Source organism: Aromatoleum toluclasticum ATCC 700605 (assembly GCF_000378245.1).
Classification (GTDB): domain Bacteria; phylum Pseudomonadota; class Gammaproteobacteria; order Burkholderiales; family Rhodocyclaceae; genus Aromatoleum; species Aromatoleum toluclasticum.
Genome location: NZ_KB899503.1, coordinates 110,814 through 135,827, shown reverse-complemented (window position 1 = coordinate 135,827; position 25,014 = coordinate 110,814). Strand labels below are relative to the sequence as shown.

Here is a 25,014-nt window from a genome sequence, read left to right as displayed (position 1 = left end):
GTCATGACGATCCACGAACCGATCCACGAACCGATCCACGAACCGATCCACGAACCGATCCACAGACCGCTCCACAGACGAATCCTGCTGGCGAAGATGGGGCTCGACTGCCACGACACTGGCATCGTCACCGTCGCGAGCGTCCTGCGTGATGCGGGCTACGAGGTGGTGTATCTCGGGCTGCACAATTTCGCCGATCGCGTCGTCAAGACGGCGATCGAGGAGGATGCCGACGCGATTGGCATCAGCTTCCTGTCCGGTCAACACATGACGCAGATGCGCCGGCTGATCGAGCAGATGCAGAGCGAAGGCCTGCGCATTCCGGTCTTCTGCGGCGGCGTCATCCCGGACGACGACGCCGAGGCGCTGAAGGCCATGGGTGTGGCAGACGTCATGCTGCCGGGCCTGCTATCGAGCGACGTCGCGGCGCGCGTCGAAGGCCTGCTCGCGCGGGGGGCGGCGTGAGCGCCGCTGCTTGCGCCGCGGGCGTCGAGCGGCCCGAGCTTGCGGCGTCCACGCTCGAGCGCTGCCGCGCCGCAATCGAGCGCGGCGACCGCGACGAGGCGCTGGGACTGACGCAGGCGATGCATGACGAGTGGCGGCCGCTGCACGACCTGTACGTCGAGATGTCGGGCCTGTTCTGCACTTATCTGCGCGACCGTCTCGGCGAAGCCGCGGTCGAGGATGCGTGGCGCTTCATCGGCGAGCGCTTGTGGAAGCCGATCCTGATGCAGATCCGCGAGACCGGCTCGACTGCGCAGCTCGTACAGGTCTATGCGCAGTTCCTGCGCGCGCACGGACACCGCTTCAGCGTCGTCGAGGACGACGAGAAGACGACCTTCATCCTGCACTTCTGCGCGAGCGGCGGCATGCTGATGCGCGACGGCAAGAACGAGGACTCGGCCCGCCACACGCTCGATATCGCCGTGATGAAGACGCCCGGCCCACACACCTTCGGCCGCCCGCTGTCGGCTTACTGCGTCCATACGCCCCTCTGGATGGACATCATGCCCAGGGAATGGGGCTGGGACGTCTTCGAGTCGAGCTTCGGGCGCCAGTTCGACGACGACGGGCGCCCGGTCGACGAGCCGTGCGTGACCCACATCTACAAACGGCCGCGGCCGGCGCGGGGGGCGTGATGATGACGCTCGATCAGATCGCGCGGCGCAACGCGCTGCGGTTTCCCGACAAGCCCGCGCTCGTCTTCGGCGAGCAAAGCTTGACGTGGCGGGAGCTGGATCGCCGCATCGACCGCGTCGCCCACGCGCTGGGTGCGACCGGGATCGCGCGCAACACATTCGTCGCGATCCTGCTGCCGAATTGCCCGGAATACATCGAGCTCTATCTGGGCATCGCGCGCGCGGGGCTCGTCGCGCTGCCGCTGAACTACCGGCTCACGCCCGCGGAGCTCGGGCAGATCCTCGGCCACGCACGGCCGTCGCTGCTGGTCGTCGGGGACGCCTACCTCGATCGGGCACGCTCGCTCGAAGCGGTGCTGCCGGGACTGCCGCGCTGGATCGTCGGCGCCGGCGCACTCGACGGCGCGGTGCGCTACGAGGAGGCGCTGCAGGGGGCCGCCGAAATGCCAGTGGACTCCCCGGCCGGCGACGACGACACCTTCGCGGTGTTCTTCACCAGTGGCACGACCGGGCTGCCGAAGGGCGCGATGGTGTCGCACCGCAACCTCGAAGCGAACGCGTTCAACCAGTTCGTCGCCGACGGCAGCCGGGCCGACGACATCAACCTTGTCGGAACGCCGCTGTATCACATGGGCGCGGTGTTCATGGCGATCACCTACATGATGCTCGGCTGCACGCAGGTCATCCTCGACCACTTCGAGCCCGCGGCCTGGCTCGCGGCCGTGCGCCGTCATCGTGCCAGCGTCGCGCTGCTCGTGCCGACGATGATTAACGCGATTGTAAATCACCCGGAGCTCGCTGCAGGGCCGCTGTCGACGCTGCGGCTGGTGTTCTACGGCGGCGGGCCGATGCCGCCCGCAGTGCTCGCGCGCGCGCTCGACCGGCTGCGCTGCGGCTTCACGCAGGGCTACGGCCTGACCGAGACGCTCGAAGCCACTTTCCTGGTCGCCGCCGACCACGTGCCAGACGGTAGCGCCACGCAGCAGCGCCGCCTTGCCTCGGCCGGGCGCGAGGCGGTCGGCGCCGAGGTCCGCGTTGTCGACGCCCAGGGACGCGACTTGGGCACCGGCGAAGTCGGCGAGATCCTCGTACGCAGCCGCTCGGTGATCGCGGGCTACTGGGGGCTGCCCGACGAGACCGCGAAGGCAATCCGCGACGGCTGGTTCCACACCGGTGACCTCGGCTACCTCGACGACGAGCGCTACCTCTTCCTCGTCGACCGCGTCAAGGACATGGTCATCAGCGGCGGCGTCAACATCTACACGAAGGAAGTCGAGAGCGTGCTGTACGACCACCCCGCGGTCCTCGAAGCGGCGGTCGTCGGGCTGCCCGACGACGAATGGGGCGAGATCGTCGCGGCGGCGGTCGTGCTTCGCCCGGGGATGTCGGCGTCCGCGCCCGAGCTCGTCGAGCACTGTCGCAGTGCACTCGCGAGCTACAAGAAGCCGCGCACGGTCGTGTTCCTCGACGAGCTGCCCAAGAATCCGAGCGGAAAGATCCTGAAGCGGGAATTGCGGCGAGTTCTTGCCCCCGTCCCCGATACGGCCCGAGGCGCGACGACGCGCCCCGACCTGGCCTAAGGCGCACCGCCCTACATCCCGAATCCAAGGAGTCCGGACTCAGCCATGAACGAACCCTACGTCCCACCGCTCGCCGACCTGCGCTTCGTGCTCGACGAAGTGCTCGACTACGGCCGCCTGTTTTCCCTGCCGGCATTCGCGCACGCCGACGCCGGTCTCGCCGACGCGGTACTCGGCGAGGCCGCGCGCTTCGCGGCCGGGGTCCTCGCGCCGCTCAACGCCCCGGGCGACGCGGAAGGAAGCCGCCTCGAAGACGGCCGCGTCATCACCCCGCGCGGCTTTCGCGACGCATACTGGCGCTACGTCGAAGCCGGATGGCCCGGGCTGGACATGCCGCAGGAATTCGGCGGGCAGGCGTTGCCGCTGACGCTGCAGGCGGCGTGTGCCGAGCTCGTCAATGGCGCCTGCGTCGCGTTCGGGATGCTGCCGCTGATGGAGCGCGCGGCGACCCGGCTGCTCATCGCGCATGCGCCGCAGGCGCTCGTCGACGCTTTTGCGCCGTCGCTCGCGGCCGGCCGCTGGGGGGCGACGATCTGCATCTCGGAGGCGCAGGCTGGTTCCGATGTCGGGCGCATCGCGACGCGTGCCGAGCGCGAGGTCGACGGCAGCTATCGCCTCACCGGCACGAAAATCTTCATCACCTTCGGCGACCAGGACTTCACCGAACAGATCGCCCACATGGTGCTCGCCCGCGTTCCGGGAGCGCCCCCGGGCACACGCGGGCTGAGCCTGTTCCTCGTGCCGAACCGCGTACTGCAGGCCGACGGCTCGCCCGGTGAGGCCAATGCTGTGGCGGTGACGCGCGTCGAGCACAAGATGGGCCTCAAGGCCTCGCCGACCTGCGTCCTGAACTTCGACGGCGCCCGCGGCTACCTCGTCGGAGGGGAGAACGCGGGGCTCAAGGCGATGTTCACGATGGTGAATACGATGCGGCTCGAAGTGGCGGTGCAGGGCGTCGCAGTGGCCGGCGCGGCCACTGCGAAGGCGCTGCAGTACGCGCTCGAGCGTCCGCAGGGCGGGCGGGCCGACGCGCCCGCACGCCCGATCGTCGAGCATGCGGACGTGCGCCGGATGCTGCACCTGATGCGCGTGCGCACCGAGGCGATGCGGGCGCTGGTGCTCGAAGCAGCGCTGCAGCTCGATCTCGCGCAGGCCGGCCCCGACGCGCAGCGCGCCGACGCGCTGGCGCTCGCCGAGTGGCTGCTGCCGGTCTGCAAGGCCTGCGGTTCCGAGGCCGGGTTCGAGGTCGCGAACCTTGCGGTGCAGGTGTTCGGCGGCCATGGCTACGTCGCCGACGCGGGCGTCGAGCAGTACGTCCGCGACAGCCGCGTGATGTCGATCTACGAGGGCGCGAACGGCATTCAGGCGCTCGACCTCGTGACGCGCAAGCTGCCTGAAAGCAATGCACGGCGCTACGCGCTTTTCGCGGCGCGCATCCGCGCCGACCTCGACCGGACGTCGGGCCGCGCGGCGCTGCGGGAGATCCACGACGCGCTCGTCGACGCGCTCGCGCGGCTCGATGCCTGCACGGATGCGCTCGCCCCTCGCGCGGCAGGCCGCGACGCCGAGGCCGGCGCGAGTGCCTACCTCGCGCTGGTCGGCCTCGTCGCCGGCGGCTGGATGTGGTTGCGAATGGCGGCGGCGGCGACCGAGGACGTCCCGCGGCACGAAGCGAAGCGGGCGCTGGCGCGTTTCTACGCAGAATACCTCATGCCGGAAGCGCCGACGCTTCAGCAGCGGGCGCTCGTCGGCGCGGCCTGCCTCGACGCGCTTGACGCGGAGACGCTCGCCGGCGCGGGATGAAACGGACCGCGCCGCCCGCACTGCGGCACACCGCAGGACGGTCACCAGAACAATCGCGTCAAACGAGGAGGTTCATGGAGATGAGATATCCGAAGCTGTTTGCCCCGGGCCGGATCGGCACGCTCGACCTGCCCAACCGCATCATCAAGGCGCCGACCTCGACCGGCATGAGCAACATCGACGGCTCGGTGTCGGAACGGCTGATCCGCCACTACCGCGAAGTCGCGAAAGGCGGCACCGGGCTGATCATCGCCGAGTACGCGTACGTCGATGACATCGCGGCCAAGTCGGCGCATTGCCAACTCGGCATCAGCAGCGACGAGCACATCTCGGGCCTCACGCTGCTCGCAGAGACCATCAAGGAGCAGGGCGCGCGCGCCGGCATCCAGATCGAGCACTGCGGGCGGCAGAAATTCCTCGGGACGCCCCCGATCAAGGCCGCGTCCGCGGTGCCCTGGCTCGCGCTGAAGGCGCGCAGCGGCGACAAGGCGATTCCCGAGCAATTGTCGGTCGAGGAGATTGCCCAGATCGTCGAGGCGTTCGGCGACGCGGCAAGGCGCGCGGTCGCGGCCGGCTTCGATCTCGTCGAGATCCACGGCGCGCACGGCTACCTGATCACGAACTTCCTGTCGCCGCACACGAACAAGCGCACCGACTGCTACGGCGGATCGTTCGAGAACCGTACGCGCCTGCTCGTCGAGATCATCCGGAACGCGCGTGCGAAGATCGGCCGCGAGTTCCCGCTCACGCTACGCCTGAGCGGCACCGACTACGAGCCCGACGGCTTCGGCATCGGCGAGACGATCGAAGTCGCGAAGATCGCCGAATCGCTCGGCATCGATGCGATCCATGTCTCGGGCGGCGACCACCACCAGATGATCCACCAGGTCAGCCCGATGTCGGTGCCGCGGCTGCATAACGTTTGGGCGGCCGAGGCGGTGCGCAAGGCCGTTCGTGTCCCGGTAATTGCATCGGGCTCGATCACGCTGCCGGACCTGGCCGAAGGCATCCTCGCCGAAGGCAAGGGCGACTTCATTTCGCTCGGCAGGCCGCTGTGGGCCGACCCCGAGTGGTCGAACAAGGCGCGCGAAGGTCGGCAGGAGGACATCCGTCCGTGCATCCGCTGCAACGACGGCTGCCTCGACCGCACCTTCTTCCGTTTCCGCGCCGTCGGTTGTTCGGTCAATCCGGAAATAGGCCGCGAGGGCGACCTGCAGATCGTGCCGGCGCCTGCGCCGAAGCGGGTCGCGGTCGTCGGCGGGGGCGCCGCGGGCATGGAGGCGGCGCGGGTCGCGGCGCTGCGCGGCCACCGCGTTACGCTGTTCGAGAAACGGAGCCTCGGTGGCGTCCTGTTCGAAGGTTCGGTCGCCGAGTTCAAGTCGGACCTGCGCTTCCTCAACGATTATCTCGCGACCCAGATGACCAAGCTCGGCGTCGAAGTCGTACCGCGCCGCGCGGAGGCCGCCGACATCGCCGGGAAGTTCGACGCCGCTGTCGTCGCAACCGGCGGTCAGGCATCGGCGCCGCCGATCCCCGGTATCGACGGACCGTGCGTGATGGATGCGATCGACGTGTTCAACGGCGGGGCCACGCCCGGGCGGCGCGTGATCGTACTCGGCGGCGGCGAAACCGCCGTGGAGGTCGCGCTGCATCTGCAGCGGGAGGGCCGGGCCGTGACCATCCTGCATCGGCGCGACGAGCTGATGGCGCGCGACTGCACGATCACCGACAAGATCTCGTACGGCGAGATGTTGGCCGCGGCCGGGGTCGAGATCGTCACCGGGCTGCAGGTCGCAGAGGTCGACGGCGGGCTGGTCACCGCGAACGATCGCAACGGCAAACCGCGCCGCTTCGAAGCGGATTCGGTTGTTACCGCGCTCGGCTATGGGCCGAATCGCGACGGTCTCGCCGTGGCGCTGCGGGCGGTAGGCGGCATCGACGTCTACGAGGCCGGCGACTGCGTTCGCACCGCGAAAGTCTACGACGCGATACACGGCGGCTACCGGGTGGGCTGTCGGATTTGACCGGGTATCGCACCGAAGCGTGGCTGGGCGGGCGCGCCGTCCGAGCAACGCACGCGCAGCGCTGGTGCCGGCCTCCCCGTCGAGGGGGGGCCGCGCGCGGATGGGTTTCGAGAGAATTTGAGCACGCGTCGCCACGCCGGAGTCCCCGTGGCGTCGCCCGAGGAGGAGACATGTCGAAGCTGCCCACGGTATATCCGAGCGTCGTGCATATGTTGGTTAACGCTGCGGATCGCGTCCCCGATCAGGACGCGATCGTATGCGGTGACGAACGCCTGACCTACCGCGAATACCTCCGCTGCGTCGCGTGGTTCGCCGACGAGCTCGTCGCGCTCGGCGCGGCGCGACAACGCGTCGGCTTCGTGCTCGGCAACTCCGCGGACATCTGCATCGCGATGTTCGCCGCGCACGCGGCGCTCGCGCAGGCGGCCCCGTTCAACCCGATGTACACCGCCCGCGAGCTGCGCGCACTGTTCGAGGATGCCGACCTCCATGTCGTGATCTACGACGAGGACAAGCGCGACGTCGTCGAGCCTATCCTCGATGTGCTGCGCATTCCGCATCGCATCTGCATCGGAGCGGGCGGCCGGCGGCTGACCGCGTGGCGCCGCGCTGCGGACCGGGCGCTGCCGCCGCTGCCGACGGGCGACGACCTCGCGACCCTGCAGTACACCGGCGGCACGACCGGTCGCGCGAAAGGTGTGAACCTGCGCCACTGCGCAATCGCGACCAACATCAGCCAGCGTGAGGCGCTGTTGCCGACGCGCAAGGATTGCGAGCGACTGCTATGCGTGATGCCGCTGTTCCACATCTACGCAGTCGCAATGTGCCTCCACAACATGGCCTACGCCGGCGGCACACTCGTGATCGTCCCGCGTTACACGCCGGAGGCGGTGTTTGATCTGCTCGCGCGGGAGCGCATCACGATCATCGCCGGCAGCCCGACGCTATTTACCGGTCTGCTCGCACATCCGCGGTTCGGGAGCGTCGACTTCTCCGATCTGACCTTGTCGTATTCCGGGTCGGCCGCTCTGCCGGAGGAACTATTGCGGCGATGGGAAAGGGCGACCGGCGCGCCGGTGCTCGAAGGCTACGGCCAGTCGGAAACCGGTCCCGTGCTGACCTTCAACCCCCTCGACGGCGTTCGCAAGTCGGGATCGGTCGGCCGGCCTTTGCCGTACACCGAGATCGAGATCGTCGACCTCGAACGCGGCGCGCGGACGCTCAGCGTCGGCGAAAAGGGCGAAATCCGCGTCCGCGGGCCGCAGGTCATGTCCGGCTACCGCAACTTGCCTGACGAGACTGCCGCGACAATCCGCGACGACTGGCTCCATACCGGCGACGTTGGCGAATTCGATGACGACGGGTACCTGTATATTCGCGACCGCAAGAAGGAGATGGCGAAAGTCTCCGGCTTCAACGTGTTCCCGCGCGAGATCGAGGAAGTGCTGTACCTGCACCCGGCGGTGCGTGAAGCGGCGGTCGTCGCGACGCCCGACGCGTACCGCGGCGAACTCGTCAAAGCCTTCATCGCTCTGCGACCGGGCCAGGCGGCGAGTCCCGCGCAACTGGTGGAGCACTGCCGTGCGAATCTAGCGAAATACAAGGTGCCCGCGCAGATCTCAATCGTCGAGGAGCTGCCCAAGACAGCGGTCGGGAAGATCGACAAGAACCGGCTGCGTGAGTCGCTTCTGCAGGCCGAATGTTCGCGAATCTGAGCCGCGCCGGTCGCGTGCTAGCCTGTGCGGAGCACGTTCGCCGCCGTGCGCGCGCGGCGGGGGTGCTGCCGCGAAGGGCGAGCCAGCGCGAGATACCGGCAGATGAAGGCCGCGATCGCTTCGTGCTCCTCGAGGGCGAACGTGCGCAGATGTGTGTCCTCGATACGGTCGCTCGCCACAGCGACGACCCACGGGTCGGTGCGGTGCAGCGCCGGCGCTGGTCGCGCCGCACGGCGCACTTCGATCTTCGGCAGCGGCGCGTGCTTGTAGCCTTCGATCAGCACGAGATCGCACGGGGCGAGCATGCGCACGAGGCGGTCCAGGTCCGGCTCGGGCGCACCGCGCAACTCGCGCATCAACGCGACGCGTTGCGGCGACGCGACCAGGACGTCGCTGCACCCGGCCCGACGATGGCGCCACGAGTCCTTGCCCGGCCGGTCGATGTCGAACGCATGGTGGGCGTGCTTGATCAGCGACACGCGCAGGCCCCCATTTACGAGACAGGGGACGACTCGTTCGATCAACGTCGTCTTTCCCGCGCCACTGAACCCGGCGAATCCGAACACTTTCATCTGCATGTCCTGCGTCGGGGAGTTGCGTTCAGGCTAAAGCCAGGGACTGCGACCGCCTATCCGCGGAACGAAGGACTTATCCGAGCGCTGCACCTTTCTGCTCAGGTCGGGCGAAGCGGCGGGAAAAAGTGATGACGCAGGAAGGGGAGGGGTGTATCAATTTGAACGCCACTAGTTGAAACATAAAAAAACTGCCTGAGCAGTAAAACTTGGAGGAGAAGGTCGTGGAGATACAAAAACGGTTCGGAGCCGGTGCCGCCGGCCCGGTACTCGCAAATTCGCTCTTGTTTCGCACGTCGGACCTCGACGAAGCGCGCGACCGCGTGTCGCGCGTGTTCTGCGCGCACCGGCTGCGTGTCGTCGGCGAGTCCCGGCAGATCGACGCGGAAATGTATTTCCGCCGCATCCGTGGGATTGGCGTCGGGCGGATCCGCTACGGTGCGAGCGTCTCGATCGAGCCCGGACTGCTCGACAGTTTCGCGCTCGTGCAGATGCCGCTGACCGGCTCGGAAGTCGTCGAGCACGGCGGGCGCACCGTCGATTCGACGCCCGACGTCGCCTCGGTGCTGAGCCCCACGCTGCCGGTCTGCATGCGCCACGGCGACGACACCGAAAAACTGTTCGTGAAGATCGAGCGCGATGCGCTCGAGCGCCACTGCCGTCAGCACCTTGGCGGCGATCTGCGCCGCCCAATCGAATTCCGGCCGGAGATGTCGCTCGCCGCCCCACGGAGCCGGTCGTGGGTGCGCCTGATGAACTGGCTGTGCGACGAAGTTGCCGGTGAGCGCAGCGGCGCCGACACGATCCTCGACTCGCCGCTTTTTTCAGCTCAGATCGAGCAGATGGTCATCACGACGCTGCTCCTGTGCCAGCCTCACAACTATTCCGAGCGCCTCGAGGATGAAAGCCCTTCGGTCGCGCCACATTTCGTGCGGCGGGTCGAGCGGATGATCGACGAGAACGCGCACGAGCCGCTGACGATCGGAGTTCTCGCCGAGCACGCCGGCGTCAGCACGCGTTCCCTGTTCGTTGGGTTCCGCAAGTACCGCAACACAACGCCGATGCAGTACCTGAAGGACGTCAGGCTGAAGCGCGTGCGTGAGGACCTGCTACAGGCCGCGCCCGATGCGACGACGGTGACCGCGGTCGCGATGCGTTGGGGGTTCTCGCACCTCGGGCACTTCACGTCGGACTACAAACGCAGTTTCGGCGAAAACCCGTCCGCGACGCTGCACCGATGAAAAAGGGGGCATACGCCCCCTTTTCCTTTTCCGGCCGGGCCGTAACGGTTCGGCCGGGCGGCGACCTTATTTCGCCAAGGTCCAGTTGCCGTCCCTGACGGCGATGAGGACGCGTCCGCGCTCGTCGAAGCCGCTGTGGTCGGTCGTGCTCATGTTGTAGATGCCCTGGGTGCCGACGAGCTCGCGGGTCTGCTCGAGGCTGTCGCGCAGCGCGGCGCGGAACTCCTTCGTGCCGGGCTTGGCGACCTTCGCCGCGGCGGGTACCGCCCGCTGCAGGAGCAGGCCGGCGTCGAAGACGTTGGCGCCGAAGGTGGCGGGGCGGGTGCCGTGGGCCTTCTCGTACGCGGCGATGTAGTCGGCGGCGATCTTCTTCGACGGGTGGGTGTCGGCGATCTCGGGCAGCACCAGCATCAGGCTCGCGGCGAGGATCGTGCCTTCGACCTTCTTGCCGCCAAGCTTGAGGAAGTCGGGCAGGGCGGCTCCGTGGGTCTGATAGATCTGGCCCTTGTAGCCCTGCTCGACGAGGGTGGTCTGCGGCAGCACCGCCGGCCCGCCGGCGGCGGCGACGAGCACCGCGTCCGGTTTCGCGCCGAGGATCTTCAGGCTCTGGCCGGTGACCGACGCATCCTGGCGCTGGAAGCGCTCGTTGGCGACGATCTGGATGCCGTTCTTGTCGGCGAGTCCCGAGAACACCTTGTACCAGTTCTCACCATAGGGGTCGCCGACACCGATGAAGCCGACCGTCTTCACGTTGGCCTTTACCATGTGCTCGACGAGCGCGCGGGCGATGATGTCGTCGTTCTGGGTGGTCTTGAACACCCACTTTTTCTTGTCGTCCATCGGCGTCACGACGGCCGCGGTGCCGACCGGGGCGAGGAGCGGCACGCCCGCATCGGCGACGAACTGGATCACGCCCATCGCGTTGGGCGAGCCGGAGGGGCCGATGATGGCGTCGACGTTCTGCTCCGAGATCAGCTTCTTCACGGCGGTGACGGAGGCGGTGGGATCGCTCGCGTCGTCGAGCGCGATGTACTCGACCGTGAGCTCACCGATCTTCGCCGGCAGCAGCTGCACCGTGTTCTTCTGCGGAATGCCGACCAGCGCGATCGGGCCGGTCGCCGACGACACGACGCCTATCCTGAGTTGGGCGTGCGCCGACAGCGACGCAGCCAGCACGAGCCCGGACAGCGCCAACCGAATGCCAAGTGTCTTCATGTTCTGGTGTCTCCTACGATGTGGACCACGGGGGTCTCTTGTCGCGCGCGGATGGGCTCCGTGCGCTCCTCTCGCCGTCGATGGATTCCGGGCTTGGTGAGTCGAGGGCGGCGCCCCTCCCGGTGGGGCGCCGCATGACGATGTAGCGCCCGGACTCAGCCGGCGATGATCCCTCTCGCATGGAGCAGCCCGATCTCGACATCGCTGCATCCGGCCTCGCGCAGCACGGCATCCGTGTGCTGGCCGTAGCGCGGCGGAAACGGCAGCTCTCCACCATCGGCTCCGGCGACATCGACCGCCATGGGCTGCATATGCACGAGCTTGCCGCCGGGCATGCGCGTCGTCGTCAGCCGTCGCCGGATCGCGTCCATGTCGCGCACGGCCGGTATGTCGTGGATCGGCGCGTGGGGGATCGTGGCGTCGCGGAAGTCCGCAGCGATCTCGGTAGTCGGATAGCGGCTCGTGACGGCGGCGACGTCGCGGTGGATCGAATCGCGGTCGCGGTGCCGCCCCTCGTTGGTCGCACGTACGGCATTGCCGATCGCCGCGAACTTGGGGATGGCGGAAAGCCGCTTCCACTGCACGTCGCTGCCGATCGCCATGTAAATGAAGCCGTCGGCGGTCGGATAGACGTTCGTCGGGATGAACTTGCGGTGCTCGTTTCCGCAGCGCGTGATCTCGGACGGCTGGCAGTCGAAGTCGATGAGCGGCAGCGTCGTGATAAGCCAGGACGCCGCGGCCTGCAGCATCGACACGTCGATGCGCGTTCCCTTGCCGCTCTCGGCACGTTCGAGCAGCGCCATCATCACGTTCGCATAGACCTCGTCGCCCGCCTTCAGGTCGATGATCGGCACGCCGGCGAGGGTTGGCGGCCCGTCGGCGGGGCCGGTGAGCTCCATGTAGCCCGCCATCGCCTGGATCACGGGGTCGTAGCCGGGCGCGTCCGGGTAGTCGGGGCCCATCGCCGAGATCCCGGCCCAGATCAGTTCCGGCTTCGCCGCGCTCAAGGTCTCGTAGTCGATGCCGAGCTGCTTGTAGCGGCGCGGCACGGTGTTGCAGCAGAAGACATCGACGTCGAGCTCGACGATGAGGCGCCGCAGCAGCGCCTGGCCGTCGGGCTCCTTGAGGTTGAGCGCGATCGCTTCCTTGCCGACGTTCGGTGCGATGAAGTAGGTGCGCCGGTCGTCGTCGGCGACCGTGCCGCCGATATAGCGGTTCGGGTCGCCGGGCAGGCCGTCGCCGGCCGGCGTCGATTCGATGCGGATGACGCGCCAGCCGAGCTGCGCGAAGCGCAGCGTCGCGTAGGGCATCGACAACGCCTGCTCCATAGAGAGTACGGTGCGGCGCTTCATGCCGATTTCCACGCTTGCCAGTTGGGCTTTTCGGCCTTGCCGCGCAGCGCCCGGTACACCGCTTCCGGCGTGAAGGGCAGGCCGAAGATGCGCACCCCGGTCGCGTTGTAGATCGCGTTCGCGGCCGCCGCGGCGATGCAGATCGACGGCGCTTCGCCGACGCCCTTCGCGCCCTGCGGGCCTTCGCCATCCATGGACTCGACGAAGGTGATGTCCATCTCCGGAATCTCCGGCGCGGTCACGAGCTTGTAGTCGCGGAAGTTCGGGTTGCGCGTGACGCCGTTTTCGACGATCAGGTTCTCGGTCAGCGCGTAACCCTGGCCCATGACGACGCCGCCTTCGATCTGGCCTTCGAGGCCGAGGCGGTTCAGCACGCGGCCGACGTCGTGCGTGCCGGTGACTTTCGTCATCTTGACGATGCCGGTGTCGGTATCGACCTCGACTTCGACGACCTGCGTCGCCCACGCGTACGCGGCCGACACGTCGCCCTTGAAGCCCTTGTCCTGGTGCACGCTCGGCGGCTCGTAATAGAAGGTCGTCATGACGAGCTCGGCCTTGTCGGAGAAGTGGAGGTTCCGCATCAGGCGTGCGAGCTCGACCACGGGCTCGCCGGTCTCGGCGACGACGACGAAGCCGCCGCGCAGGTCGAGCATCGCCTCGTCGCAGCCGTGCTTCTTCGCCGCCGCCGCGAGGATCTTCGCCTTCGCCTTGCGCGCCGCGCCGATCGCCGAGTTGCCGGCGATGAAGGTCGTGCGGCTCGCATGCACGCCGACGTCCCACGGGGTGATCGCGGTGTCGTTATTGACGACGGTGACCGCCGAGATCGGCAGCCCCAGCTCCTCGCAGACGAGCTGCGACAGGACCGTCTCCGAGCCCTGTCCGATCTCGGATGCGCCGGTGATGAGCGTGACGTTCGCGAAGTCGTCGAGCTTGAGGATGGTGCCGCAGCCGTCCGACGGGTAGATCTTCGCGCCGCCGCCCACGTGCAGCATCGACGCCATGCCGATGCCGCGTTTCACCGGTCCCGGCGCGTCGCGGTTGGCGAGGTTGTCGGCGTGCTTCTTCCGGTAGTCGCTGCGCTCGGCGGCGGTCGTCAGGCACTCCTTGAAGCCGCAGCTCTTGAAGCTCATGCCCTGGCCGGTGACTTCGCCGGCGTCCTGCGCGTTCTTGATGCGGAAATTGAGCGGGTCCATGCCGATCTTCTCGGCCAGCATGTCCATGTGCTGCTCGATGGCGAAGGTCGCCTGCAGGTTGCCGTAGCCGCGGAAGGAGCCGGCGTACGGGTTGTTCGTGTAGACGACGGTCGTGTGGTAGTCGCAGGCCGGCACGCGGTACAGCGACGAGAAGGTCTGCATCATCACGAAGGGCGTGGTCGCGCCCCACGACGTGTAGGCGCCGTTGTCGTGCAGCGTATGGACCTGGCGGAAGGTCAGCGTGCCGTCCTTCTTGCAGCCTGAGCGCAGCGTCAAGAGCACCGGCTGGCGCGTCGGCGACGCAAGAAACTCCTCCTCGCGCGTAAAAACCATCTTCACGGGGCGCTTCGCGGCGCGTGCGAGGAAGATGCAGATGACCTCGAAGGGGTAGATATCGAGCTTGGAGCCGAAGCCGCCGCCGATCGGGGGCTGGATGATGCGCACGCGGCTCGGGTCGATGTTCAGGTACTCGGCGAACTCGCGCTTGTGCAGGAAGGGCACCTGCGTGTTCGAATACATCAGCAGGTTGCCGGAGGCGTCGAACTCGGCGATGACGCCCGATACGCCCATGCAGCAGTGCGTCACGTAATGCAGCTGGAACGTGTCCTCGACGACCACGTCGGACTCGGCTTCGGCCTGCGCGACGTCGCCGTGCGTGTAGTCGAAGCGCATCGCGATGTTGTCGGGTTTGCCTGCGAATGCGATCGGCGTCTTCGGTGGCAGCGCCTTCGGCTGGCCGTCGGCGGCGAGCGGGACAGGGTGGATCAGCGGCGCGCCCGGCTTGATTGCGTCCTCGGGCGTGGCGACGATCGGCAGATCCTCGTATTCGACGCGGATCAGGCGCAAGGCCGCCTCGGCGATCTCCTCGCTGTCGGCGGCGACCGCGGCGATCTCGTCGCGCAGGCTGCGCACGCGTTCGCCCTTCAGCGGCAGATGGTCGCGTGCGACGCCGATCGGCTGCTGGTCGGGCACGTCCGCCGCGGTGAGGACGACATGGACGCCCGGCAGCGCCTTCGCCGCGGAGGTGTCGATGCTCTTGATCTTGGCATGCACGCGCGACGAGCGCAGGATCTTCGCGTGCAGCACGCCCGGCACGATCATGTCCTGGATGTAGCGCGTCTTGCCGGCGGCCTTTTCGGGTGCGTCCTTCTTCTGGATGCGCTGGCCGATCAGGGATTCGGGTGCGATCACGGGTTTTTCTGCGACGTTCATGCTGTCGTTCTCCTCATCGCCCGCCGCAGCACGCGGATTCGACCGCGTCGACGATCTTCTTGTAGCCGGTGCAGCGGCACAGGTTCCCTTCGAGGCCGCGCTTGATCGCGTTGGCGTCCGCGTCCGGATTCGTGTCGAGAATGTGCGCCGCCTGCATGACCATGCCGGGCGTGCAGAAGCCGCACTGCACCGCGCCGTGCTCGACGAAGGCGTCGCGCAGCGCGTCCGCTTTCGGATCGGCGGCGAGGCCCTCGATCGTGACGATGTCCCGGCCGTCGAGATCGACCGCGAACATCAGGCAGGAATTGCGCGTCTCGCCATCGACGCGAACGGTGCACGCGCCGCACTCGCCCTCGCCACAGCCGTACTTCGTGCCGGTCAGCCCGACGACGTCGCGCAGCATGTCGAGCGCGTTCATCGTGACGTCGACGGTGAGCCTTTTTGTGACGCCGTTCAGAGTGAATTCGATGTCATGCTTGAGCGACATGGTCGAGCATCCTCTTGGTCATGTTATGGATCAGTTCCTTGCGGTACCAGGCGCTCGCGCGGATATCGTCGATCGGGTTCACCTCGTCGCGCGCGGCGTCGGCGGCGGCTTCGATCGCTCCGGCGTCGAGACGGCGGCCTTCGAGCGCGGCTTCGGTGCGCGGCGCGCGTACCGGCGTCGGGGCGACGGCGCCGAACGCGACGCGGGTGTTCGTGAGCGTGCCGTCGCGCATGACGCCGGCGATGCCGATCGAGATCGTCGAGATGTCGAGCGCGGGGCGCGTGCCGAACTTGTAGAAGCGCGCGACGTGACCCGGTTTCGGCAGCGGGATGCGCACCGCGGTCAGCAGCTCGTTCGCGTTGCGCTTGGTCCTGCCCGGGCCGGTGAAGAACTCGGCGAGCGGCATGCGACGCGTCGCGACCGAGCCGTTCGGCTTCGATGCGAGCTCGACTTCCGTGTCGAGCACGATCAGCGGTACGAGGGTGTCACCCGCGGGCGAGGCGTTGTTGATGTTGCCGCCGAGCGTGCCCGCGTTGCGGATCTGGTCGCTCGCGAAGTGATCGCAGGCCTCGGCGAGCACCGGTGCGTGCTGCGCGACGAGCGGATCGCGGAGGAGCTCGCTGATCGTGGTGAGCGCGCCGATGCGCAGGTGCTGGCCGTCGAGCGTCACGCCCTTCAGTCCGGCGACACGGCCGATGTTCATCAGCGTCGGCTTGAACGCGACGCGGCCGGCCTTGGTCTGCGGCATCAGATCGGTGCCGCCGGCCAGTATCGTCACTTCGCCCTGCTGCAGGATGCCGAGCGCCTCATCGAGGCTCTGCGGCGCGGCATATCTTTCGATTGCTGTCATTGATCGTTCCTCAGAAGCGGATCGGTTCCTGGTACCGTCCGAACACTTTCACCAGTTCCTGCGTGATCTCCCCGACGCTCGCGTAGGCCTTCACCGCCTCGACGATCGCCGGCATGACGTTCGTGCCGGCCCGCGCCGCATCGCCCACCGCGGCAAGCGCACGCGTCACCCGTGCCGCATCGCGTTCGGCGCGCACGCGGTTCAGCGACTCGACCTGCACGCGTGCGTCGTCCTCGTTGTAAGCGTGGAATTCGACCGGATGCTCGTCTTCCTGGTCGTTGCGGTAGCAATTGACGCCGACCTTCGGGAACTTGCCGCTCTCGATGTCGCGCTGCATCCTGTACGCCTGCGCGGAGACCTTGGCCTGGATCGCGCCTTCGGACACCAGCTTGACGATGCCGCCCTGCGCGTCGGTCTCGGCGATGATCTCTTCCATCTTCTGGCGCATCTGGTTCGTCATCGTCTCGACGTAGTACGAGCCGCCGAGCGGGTCAACCGTCTCGGTGAGGCCCATTTCCTCGATGAGAATCTGCATCGTGCGCAGCGAAATACGCGCGGAATACTCGGTAGGGATCGTGTAGGCCTCGTCGTAGGAGCACAGCGCCATCGTCTGCGTGCCCGAGAGCGCGCTGATCAGCGCGTAGTACGCGCCGCGCACGATGTTGAGTTCCGGCTGTTCGAAGGTCAGCCCGCCGCCGCCGCCGGCCGCGATCATGCGCAGCCACATCGAGCCCGGTTTCTCGGCCTTGTATTCCTCCTTCATGATCTTCGCCCACAAGCTGCGCCCCGCGCGGAACTTGCAGACCTGCTCGAAGAGGTTGCCGAAGATATTGAAGTTGTATGACAGGCGCCCGGCGAACTCATCGACGTGCAGGCCGCGTGCGATGACTTCGTCCGCGTAGGCGCGGGCGATGCAGAACGCATAGGCCATTTCCTCGGCCGGCGTCGCCCCGGATTCCCGGATGTGGTAGCCGCAAACCGACACCGGGCTGTACTTGGGCGCGTGCTCGGCGCAGTACTCGATCGTGTCGCCCACGAGCTTGATCGACGGCTCGACCGGGAAGATCCACGTGCCGCGGCCGATGAACTCCTTGAGGATGTCGTTCTGCGCGGTGCCCCGCAGCTGCTTCACGTCGTAGCCGCGCTTCTCGGCCATCGCGAGGTACATCGCGATCGCGATCGCCGCCGCGCCGTTGATCGTCATCGACACCGTGATCTTGTCGAGGTCGATGCCGTCGAACGCGATCTCGAAGTCGCGCAGCGTGTCGACCGACATGCCGACGCGGCCGATCTCGCCCTGCGCGAGCGGGTCGTCCGAGTCGAGGCCGATCTGCGTCGGCAGGTCGAAGGCGACGTTGAGGCCCGTCTGCCCGTTCGCGATCAGGTACTTGAAGCGCTGGTTGGTGTCCTGAGGATTGCCGAAGCCCGCGTACTGCCGCATCGTCCAGGGCTGCTTGCGGTACATCTCGCGGTGGATGCCTCGCGTGAAGGGATATTCCCCGGGCAGGCCGATCATCGCGTCGCCGCCGCTCGCCGCGACGTCGTCGGCGGTGTAGAGCGGCTGGACTTCGAGACCGGATTCGTTGGTGACGCGTTTCACGGTCGATTGCACGCGGTCGTTCATGCAGCGTTCTCCCGGATGTAATCTGCGATCGCGTCGAGCTTCGAGCCGGTCGGGAAGATGCCCTTGAAGCCCAGCTCGCGCAGCGCGTCGTGGTCCTGGGCCGGCAGGTTGCCGCCGATCATCCACAGCTTGTCGTCGAGGCCGTTCGCTTCGAGCAGTGGCTTCAACTTGCGGCAGAAGGGCAGGTGCGAGCCCGCCATCGACGAGAGCGCGATCACGTCGACGTCCTCGTCGAGCGCGATGCGGCTCACCTGTTCCGGCGTCTGCCGCAGGCCGGTGTAGATGACTTCGAAGCCGGCGTCCATCATCGCGCGGGCGACCACTTTCGCGCCCTGGTCGTGACCGTCGAGACCCGGCTTCGCGAGCAGCACGCGGATGCGGCGTTGTTGTGTGGTGTCGTTCATGCGCTGAGCTCCTTCGCAATGACGAGTTTGAGGATTTCGCTGGTGCCGCCGCCGATCAGCGTGAAGCGCACGTCGCGCAGGTAACGCTGCACCGGGTACTCCATCGCGTAGCCGTAGGACGCGAGCACGCGCGCGGCCTGATCGCAGATCGATGCGGCCGTCTCGGTCGCGAAGAGCTTCGCCATCGCGGCCTCCTTGTGGTGCGGGCGCTTCGCGTCGCACAGCCATGCGGCGCGGTGGACGAGGGCGGTGGCGGCCTCCAGCCCGGTCGCCATCTCGGCGAGTTTCAGCTGGATCGCCTGGAAGCGGTTGATCGGCTTGCCGAACTGCTGGCGCTCGCCGGCATAACGCACGGCTTCATCGAGCGCCGCCCGCGCGACACCGAGCGCCATCGCGCCGGTGATGATGCGAATCTCGGCTAGCGTCTTGCGCAGATGCCCTTCGCCGTCGCCTTCCTCCTTCGACAGGCGATGGCTGTCAGGCACAAAGCAGTCGTTGAAGGCGACTTCCGAGGTCGGCAGCGCCCACACGCCCATCTTGTGGATCTCGCGGCCGACGACGAGGCCCCGGGACTCCTTCTCGACGAGGAAGATCGTCAGCTTCTTCTCGTCGCCGGCGCGGGCGAAGACGGTGAAGAAGTCGGCGAGCGGCGCGGAGGTGATCCACGTCTTCTGCCCGTTGATCACGTAGCCGCCGTCCACCTTTGTCGCGGTCGTCGCGATCGACTCGAGGTCCGAGCCCGCGTTCGGCTCGGTCATGCAGATCGCGCCGATTTTGTCGCCGCGCAGCGCCGGCTTGAAGAGGCGTTCGACGATGTCCGGGTTGCCGAGGAGCTGCAGGAACTTCGTGCCCATCAGCGACTGCATCGCGACCGCCCCGGCGAGCGACATCGAGCCGCGGGCGACCTCGGTCAGCGCGAGACAGAACTCGGTGAGCGCGAGCCCGGTACCGCCGACCGATTCCGGATAGCGCATGCCGAAGAAGCCGAGCTCGGCGAGCTCGCGGAACAGCGCCCGGGGGAAGGCGTGCGCTTCGTCGAGCGCGGCCGCCTGGGGGGCGATGCGCTCGTCGCAGAAGCGCGCGAAGGTGTCGCGAATCGCGCGCTGTTCGTCCGAAAGGTCGAAGTTCATCCGGCCACCTGCTCGGGCTCATAGCCGTACTTCTCGCGAGCCGCCTGCTCCGAGATCACGCCGTTGCGGATCTCCTCGGCGAGCAGCTTGCGGTCGCGCCGCTTCGGATCGCCATAGCCACCGCCGCCGCTCGCGACCTGATGGTAGATCGTGCCTTTCGGTACGCCGGTGATCAGGTCCTTGTTCTTCGGCACGACGGTCTGGCCGTCGGGGTAGTGCAGGCGGATGAAGTTGAGCCCGCCCTCGCCGCCGCCGAAGAGCCCGAAGGCCGGCTCGAAGTCACCGTCGCCGAAGGTCACGAGCTGCGTGTCGTTGGAGCCGATCTCGAAGATCGTCTCGACGCCGAGCCCGCCGCGCCATTCGCCGGCGCCGGCCGAGTCGGCCAGTAGTTCGTGGCGGATCAGGCGGTGCGGCGTCTGCTGCTCGAACATCTCGTAGTCCTGGTCGAGCACGCCGCCGGACGCGTCGATCATGCCGATGTGATCGTAGCCATCGGTGCCGAGCATCGCGCCCGAGCCGCCCTTCAGGCCCATGAAGCCGATGTCGACGTATTTCTCGTTGGTCTTCGGATCGATGCCGGTCGTGAGGCTCGCGAGCAGGTTGTTCCAGCCCGCGGTCACGCGCTCGGGCATCACCGGCGCGAGCGCGCGCTGGATGGCGTCGGCATTCGGCGGGCACAGGTGATTGCCGAAAGTCGTGGCCTTCGGGTAGGCCGCGTTCAGGATCGTGCCTTCCGGAATCACAATCTCGATCGGCTGCACCATGCCCTCGTTATGCGGGATGTCGGGGTTCACCATCTGCAGCAGCGTCAGGATCGTCGCCGACGCGCTCGACGTGAAGGTGCCGTTCACGAAGCCGTTGGTCTGCGCGTCGGTGCGGGAGTAGTCGAAGCGGATCGCGCGGTCCTCGACCTCGATATCGACGCGGATCGTGAATTCCGAGCCGACGTGGCGGCCGTCGTAGAACACCTTGCCTTCGCCGGAGTAGCGGCCGTTCGGGATCTTCGCGATCTCGGCTTCCATCATCCGGCGCGTCGCGTCGAACAGCGCCTGCTTGTGCGACTCGTAGCTCCCGACGCCGTATTTCGCGATCAGCTCGAGGAAACGTCGCTCGCCGACAGTGCAGGCGCCCATCTCGGCCTTCATGTCGTGCTGCACGATGTCGAGCCGCACGTTCGCGAAGATCAGGTTCCACACGTCCTTCCTGAGCTTGCCCTTGTCGACGACCTTCACCGGCGGGATGCGCAGCGCCTCCTGCCACACCTCGACCGCGTTCGGGTTGTAGCCGCCCGCAACGTTGCCGCCGATGTCGGCCTGGTGGCCCTTGACCGCCGTCCAGGCGACCAGCCGTCCCTCGAAGAACACCGGCTTGAACACCGCGACGTCGTTGTTCTGGTTGCCCAGGCTGAACACGTCGTTGTGGAAGATCACGTCGCCCGGGTGGATGTCGTCGCCGAAGTATTCCTTGATGTACTTGCACACCGGCGCGAGCGAGAAGGCGAGGATCGGCAGGTTCTCGGTCTGTTCCAGCATGTTGCCGTCGCCGTCGTACAGGCCCGTGACGTAATCCTTCGCCTCGCACAGGATCGGCGAGCGCGTCGTCTGCTCCATCGAGATGCTCATCTCGTCCGTGATCGAGCGGAAGGTCCGCGCGTAGACGGACAGCAGGATGGGGTCGATCTTCTCGTTGCTCATGCCAGCGCCTCCTTCTTCTCCGGGATGCATGTTGCGACGAGGTCCTCGCGCCCCTTGCGGTACAGCGCGAACGAGCCGAGCGCATCGACGACGCAATCGAACGACGCCGACACGAAGATCGCCGTCGTCTCCTGCTCGATCATCGCCGGGCCGTCGATGCGGTTGCCGTGGCGCATCCTGTGGCCGTCATAGACGGGCACTTCGCGGAATTTCTTCGTCTCGGGGATATAGACGGCGCGTTTGCCCTTCAACGCGTGCGCCGCGTCCTCGCCCGCCCACTCCTCGTGCCGCGCGACCGGCTTGTCGGTGAGGCCGATCGCCTGCACGCGCACGTTGATGATCTCGATCGGCGTGTTCTCGGCTTCCAGCGAATAGCCGTACAAGCGGTTGTGCTCGGCGTGGAAGGCGCGTGCGATGGCAGGCGTGTCGCCCGCGTCGATCAGGCTGCGCGGCACGGCGAAGGAGACCTCGTGGTACTGCCGGATGTAGCGGCAGTCGAGCTTCACGTCGTCGCGGCGCCGCGCTGCGGGGATACGTTCCTCGTCGAGCTGGCGCGCGCCCTCGCGCGACATCTCGTCGACGATCGCGCCGAGTTTCGCCCAGTCGAGCCCTTCGAGCCGCGATACGAAGGTGCGCACGAAGTCGTGCTTCAACTCGCTCATCAGCATGCCGAACGCGCACAGCACCGAGGACTCGCGCGGCACGATCTGCAAGGGGATTTCCAGCTCCTCGCAGATCAGGCACGAGTGGATCGGCCCCGCGCCACCGGCCGGGATGAAGGGGAACTCGCGCGGGTCGAAGCCGCGCTTGATCGTCACTTCCCGCACGCCCTGCGCCATGTTGTTGCACGCGACGCGGTACATGCCCGCCGCGGCGTCCTCGACGGAAAGTCCCATCGGCTGCGCGATGTGTTCAAGGATCGCAGCGCGCGCGGCGGCGACATCGAGCTTCATCCTGCCGCCGGCGAAGAACTCCGGATCCAGGTAGCCCAGCACGACGTTCGCGTCGGTCGTCGCCGGCAGCTTGCCGCCCTTGCCGTAGCACGCCGGGCCGGGGTCCGCGCCGGCGCTCTGCGGCCCCATGCGCAGCAGGCCGCCTTCGTCGAGCCAGCCGATCGAGCCGCCGCCGGCGCCGATGGTGTGGATGTCGAGCATCGGCAGTGCGATCTTGTGGCGCGCGATCTCGCCGTCGTTCTTGATCATCGGCGCATCGACCGCGACCGAGGCCTCGAAGCTCGTGCCGCCCATGTCGGTGACGATGCACTTGTTCTGGCCATGCACGCGCACGTAATGCAGCCCGGCGCCGGGGCCGCCGGCCGGGCCCGAGAGCAGCGTCAGCGCGGCCTTCTCGCGCGCGAGCTGCGGCGAGATCACGCCGCCGTTGGACTGCATGATCAGCAGCAGTCCGTCGAAGCCGATGCCTTTCAGCCGGCCGACGAGCTGGTCGAGGTAGTGGTTCAGTTTCGGGCCGACGTAGGAATTCAGCGCCGTCGTGCTGACGCGCTCGTAGAAGCGGATCGACGGCAGGAGGTCCGTCGACACCGACAGGTAGGCGCCGGGCAGCTCGCGGCGCACCAGTTCGGCCGCGGCCTGTTCGTGCGCCGGGTTCGCGAACGAGTTCATGAAGCAGATCGACACCGCCTGCACGCCTTCCGCCCGGAAGAGGGCGATCGCGTCGCGCACCGCGGCGAGGTCGAGCGCTGCGGATTCGATACCGTCGCGGTCGAGCCGCCCCGGAATCCCCGCGCGCAGGTAACGCGGCACCAGAGGCTTCACGTTCGTGTAGCGATTGTTGTACTGCTCCTCGCGCACGCCGCGGCGCATCTCGAGCGCGTCGCGCACGCCCTCGGTCGTCAGCAGGCCTGTCTTCGCGCCGGTGCCCGTCAGCGTCGCGTTGGTCGTCACGGTCGTGCCGTGCACGATGGTGTCGATGCGGCGCGCCAGGGTTTCGAGCGACAGCTCCAGGCTCGCGGCGATATCGGCGAGCCCGTTGACGACAGCGATCGACGGGTCCGCCGGCGTCGACAGGGTCTTGAATATCGCCGGCTCGGCGCCGTCGCGCGTGACGACGAAGTCGGTGAAGGTGCCCCCGACGTCGATTCCGATCTTCAATGTCATCAGATGTGCTCCATGAACGTTTTGCGCGCGACCAGCCGGCGCACGTCGTCCTTGCGGACCTTGCCCAGCGCGGTGCGCGGGAGTTCGTCGACGAACAACACTTCCTTCGGCAGCTTGTAGCGGGCGATGCGGCCGTCGAGGAGTTTCAGCACCCCGCTGGCGTCCAGAGCCGAACCTTCGTGCCTGACGACGACCGCGACGACGCATTCGCCCCAGCGCTCGTCGGGGCGGCCGACAACCGCAACTTCGGCGATGTCGGAGGATTCGGCGAGAAGGTTCTCGATCTCGGCCGGATAGATGTTCTCGCCGCCGGAGATGATCATTTCCTTCTTGCGACCATCGACCCAGAGCCAGCCCTCGGCATCGAAGTGCCCCATGTCGCCGGTGTGGAACCAGCCGTCCTTGAGCGCGGCGGCGCTGGCCTGTGGGTTGTTCAGGTAGCCCGTCATCACGTTCGGGCCGCACACCAGGATTTCACCGCTGGTCCCCGCTTTCGCGTCGGCACCGCCGTCGCCGGCGACGCGCACGCTGCAATGGAGTGCCGCCCGTCCAGCCGCGCCCGCGTGGGTCCGCGCGTCGGCAGCCTTCACATAGGCCGCGATCGGGCAGGTTTCGGTCGAGCCGTAGATCTGCACGAGGGGGATGCCGCGCTCGTGCACGGCGCGGATCAGCCGGTCGGGCACGATCGTCGAGCCCGTCGTGATCATCCTCAGGCTGGACAGATCGGCCTTCGCCCAGCGCGGGTGCGCCAACATCGCCTCGATCTGGGCCGGCACAAGGACGGTCAGCGTGATGTGTTCGCGCTCGATCGCGTCGAAGCTCGCGTCGACGTCGAATTTCGGATGCAGCACGACCGTACAGCCCAGCGACAGGGCAGGGGTCGTCTGGTTGTTGAGCCCCCCGACGTGGAACAGCGGCAACGTCGTCAGGATGCGGTCGCCGCCCGTGAATTCATGCAGGTCGACGCTGTTCGCGGCGTTCCACGCCAGCGCGTCCTGGGTCAGCAGTGCGCCCTTGGCCTTGCCCGTCGTGCCCGAGGTGTAGCAGATCAGCAGCGGCGTGCCGGGCCCGACCCGCGGGTCGCGCGCCACGGGCAGGCCGCCGCGCCGCATCAGGTCGTCGAAGGCGATCCAGCCCGCCGGTGGCGCGCCGAATACGACCAGCGTCACGCCCGCGAGCTCATCCCGGAAGGCGTCGATCTGTTCGACGAAGCGCGGCTCGACGAGCAGCACCGTGGGCGGGCAGTCGGCGAGCAGTTGCCGGTGCTCGGGCCCCGCGAGCCGCCAGTTCAGCGGCAGGAACAGCGCGCCCAGACGTGCACAGGCGAACAGCGCCGCGAGCGTCTCGGGCCGGTTGTAGCCGAGAAACGCGACGCAGGCGCCGCGCTCCACGCCCGACGCATGCAGCGCCGACGCGAGCCGCTCGATGTCCGCGGCGAACGCCGCGTACGTGAGGTCGCGCTCCGGAAAGCGGATTGCCGTCTTGTCGGGCGCGAGCCCGGCGTGACGGACGATCCATTCGGACAGGTCCATCCCCACTCCTCCTCCAAGTTCGGTCATGGGCGCTTTGCGCGCCTCTTCTGACTCGTTCGAATCCGGTTGGGGATGCTGCTCCGGGCGCTTTTGCGCCTCTCGTTTCTCCCCAGGGGGAGAGGTGGTGCGT

General features: G+C 67.5%; 19 protein-coding genes. 7 read left to right on the top strand and 12 right to left on the bottom strand.

Features of this window, described 5'->3' with window-relative positions; genetic code table 11:
- The first annotated feature begins 3 nt into the window (after positions 1 to 3).
- From F464_RS29090 to F464_RS29085, 6 genes are all read left to right on the top strand, one after another.
- Positions 4 to 465: a cobalamin-dependent protein gene (locus F464_RS29090; protein WP_018991595.1), complete on the top strand. Its 462-nt coding sequence runs from the start codon at positions 4 to 6 to the stop codon at positions 463 to 465.
- Complete coding sequence (locus tag F464_RS0119805) at positions 462 to 1,139, top strand: helix-turn-helix domain-containing protein (RefSeq protein ID WP_018991594.1); 678 nt, start codon at positions 462 to 464, stop codon at positions 1,137 to 1,139. Before F464_RS29090 ends, F464_RS0119805 begins: the two co-directional genes overlap by 4 nt.
- Complete coding sequence (locus F464_RS0119800; protein WP_018991593.1) at positions 1,139 to 2,719, top strand: acyl-CoA synthetase; 1,581 nt, start codon at positions 1,139 to 1,141, stop codon at positions 2,717 to 2,719. Before F464_RS0119805 ends, F464_RS0119800 begins: the two co-directional genes overlap by 1 nt.
- A 45-nt stretch (positions 2,720 to 2,764) precedes the next feature.
- On the top strand, positions 2,765 to 4,522 hold the full coding sequence (locus F464_RS0119795; RefSeq protein ID WP_018991592.1) for an acyl-CoA dehydrogenase: 1,758 nt from the start codon (positions 2,765 to 2,767) through the stop codon (positions 4,520 to 4,522).
- Positions 4,523 to 4,602: 80 nt separating this feature from the next.
- Positions 4,603 to 6,546: an oxidoreductase gene (locus F464_RS0119790; RefSeq protein ID WP_198292301.1), complete on the top strand. Its 1,944-nt coding sequence runs from the start codon at positions 4,603 to 4,605 to the stop codon at positions 6,544 to 6,546.
- A gap of 170 nt (positions 6,547 to 6,716) precedes the next feature.
- Entirely contained in the window at positions 6,717 to 8,261 is a 1,545-nt protein-coding gene (locus F464_RS29085; RefSeq protein WP_018991590.1) for an AMP-binding protein, read from the top strand.
- Positions 8,262 to 8,278: 17 nt separating this feature from the next.
- On the opposite strand, the gene mobB is transcribed toward F464_RS29085, so the two are convergent.
- A complete protein-coding gene (gene mobB, locus F464_RS0119780; RefSeq protein WP_018991589.1) occupies positions 8,279 to 8,833 on the bottom strand; it encodes a molybdopterin-guanine dinucleotide biosynthesis protein B in 555 nt (184 codons plus the stop codon).
- Positions 8,834 to 9,057: 224 nt separating this feature from the next.
- Between mobB and F464_RS0119775 the strand changes: the two genes are divergently transcribed.
- Entirely contained in the window at positions 9,058 to 10,074 is a 1,017-nt protein-coding gene (locus F464_RS0119775; RefSeq protein ID WP_026296165.1) for an AraC family transcriptional regulator, read from the top strand.
- Between the two features lie 66 nt (positions 10,075 to 10,140).
- Here F464_RS0119775 and F464_RS0119770 read toward each other — a convergent pair whose 3' ends face one another.
- The 11 genes from F464_RS0119770 to F464_RS0119720 all read right to left on the bottom strand — a co-directional run bounded on the left by F464_RS0119770 (position 10,141) and on the right by F464_RS0119720 (position 24,884).
- Positions 10,141 to 11,289 carry an ABC transporter substrate-binding protein gene (locus F464_RS0119770; RefSeq protein ID WP_026296164.1) on the bottom strand — a complete coding sequence of 383 codons (1,149 nt, stop codon included), beginning with the start codon at positions 11,287 to 11,289 and terminating at the stop codon, positions 10,141 to 10,143.
- Between the two features lie 155 nt (positions 11,290 to 11,444).
- Positions 11,445 to 12,641 (bottom strand): CaiB/BaiF CoA transferase family protein, encoded by a 1,197-nt coding sequence (locus F464_RS0119765; protein WP_018991586.1) that lies wholly within the window; start codon positions 12,639 to 12,641, stop codon positions 11,445 to 11,447.
- Positions 12,638 to 15,046, bottom strand: a complete 2,409-nt coding sequence (locus F464_RS0119760) for a xanthine dehydrogenase family protein molybdopterin-binding subunit (protein WP_018991585.1) — start codon at positions 15,044 to 15,046, stop codon at positions 12,638 to 12,640. Before F464_RS0119760 ends, F464_RS0119765 begins: the two co-directional genes overlap by 4 nt.
- 13 nt (positions 15,047 to 15,059) lie before the next feature.
- Entirely contained in the window at positions 15,060 to 15,533 is a 474-nt protein-coding gene (locus tag F464_RS0119755; RefSeq protein ID WP_018991584.1) for a (2Fe-2S)-binding protein, read from the bottom strand.
- Positions 15,517 to 16,383 (bottom strand): FAD binding domain-containing protein, encoded by an 867-nt coding sequence (locus F464_RS0119750; RefSeq protein ID WP_018991583.1) that lies wholly within the window; start codon positions 16,381 to 16,383, stop codon positions 15,517 to 15,519. Before F464_RS0119750 ends, F464_RS0119755 begins: the two co-directional genes overlap by 17 nt.
- Before the next feature lie 10 nt (positions 16,384 to 16,393).
- Positions 16,394 to 18,007, bottom strand: coding sequence for an acyl-CoA mutase large subunit family protein (locus tag F464_RS0119745; protein WP_018991582.1), 1,614 nt, complete (start codon positions 18,005 to 18,007; stop codon positions 16,394 to 16,396).
- Positions 18,004 to 18,411, bottom strand: a complete 408-nt coding sequence (locus tag F464_RS0119740; protein ID WP_018991581.1) for a cobalamin B12-binding domain-containing protein — start codon at positions 18,409 to 18,411, stop codon at positions 18,004 to 18,006. The genes F464_RS0119745 and F464_RS0119740 overlap by 4 nt, the downstream gene beginning before the upstream one ends.
- Positions 18,408 to 19,541: a benzylmalonyl-CoA dehydrogenase gene (gene iaaF / locus F464_RS0119735; protein WP_018991580.1), complete on the bottom strand. Its 1,134-nt coding sequence runs from the start codon at positions 19,539 to 19,541 to the stop codon at positions 18,408 to 18,410. The genes F464_RS0119740 and iaaF overlap by 4 nt, the downstream gene beginning before the upstream one ends.
- Positions 19,538 to 21,235, bottom strand: a complete 1,698-nt coding sequence (locus F464_RS0119730) for a hydantoinase B/oxoprolinase family protein (protein ID WP_018991579.1) — start codon at positions 21,233 to 21,235, stop codon at positions 19,538 to 19,540. Before F464_RS0119730 ends, iaaF begins: the two co-directional genes overlap by 4 nt.
- A complete protein-coding gene (locus F464_RS0119725) occupies positions 21,232 to 23,352 on the bottom strand; it encodes a hydantoinase/oxoprolinase family protein (RefSeq protein WP_018991578.1) in 2,121 nt (706 codons plus the stop codon). Before F464_RS0119725 ends, F464_RS0119730 begins: the two co-directional genes overlap by 4 nt.
- Complete coding sequence (locus F464_RS0119720; protein WP_018991577.1) at positions 23,352 to 24,884, bottom strand: acyl-CoA synthetase; 1,533 nt, start codon at positions 24,882 to 24,884, stop codon at positions 23,352 to 23,354. The genes F464_RS0119725 and F464_RS0119720 overlap by 1 nt, the downstream gene beginning before the upstream one ends.
- Positions 24,885 to 25,014 lie beyond the last annotated feature (130 nt).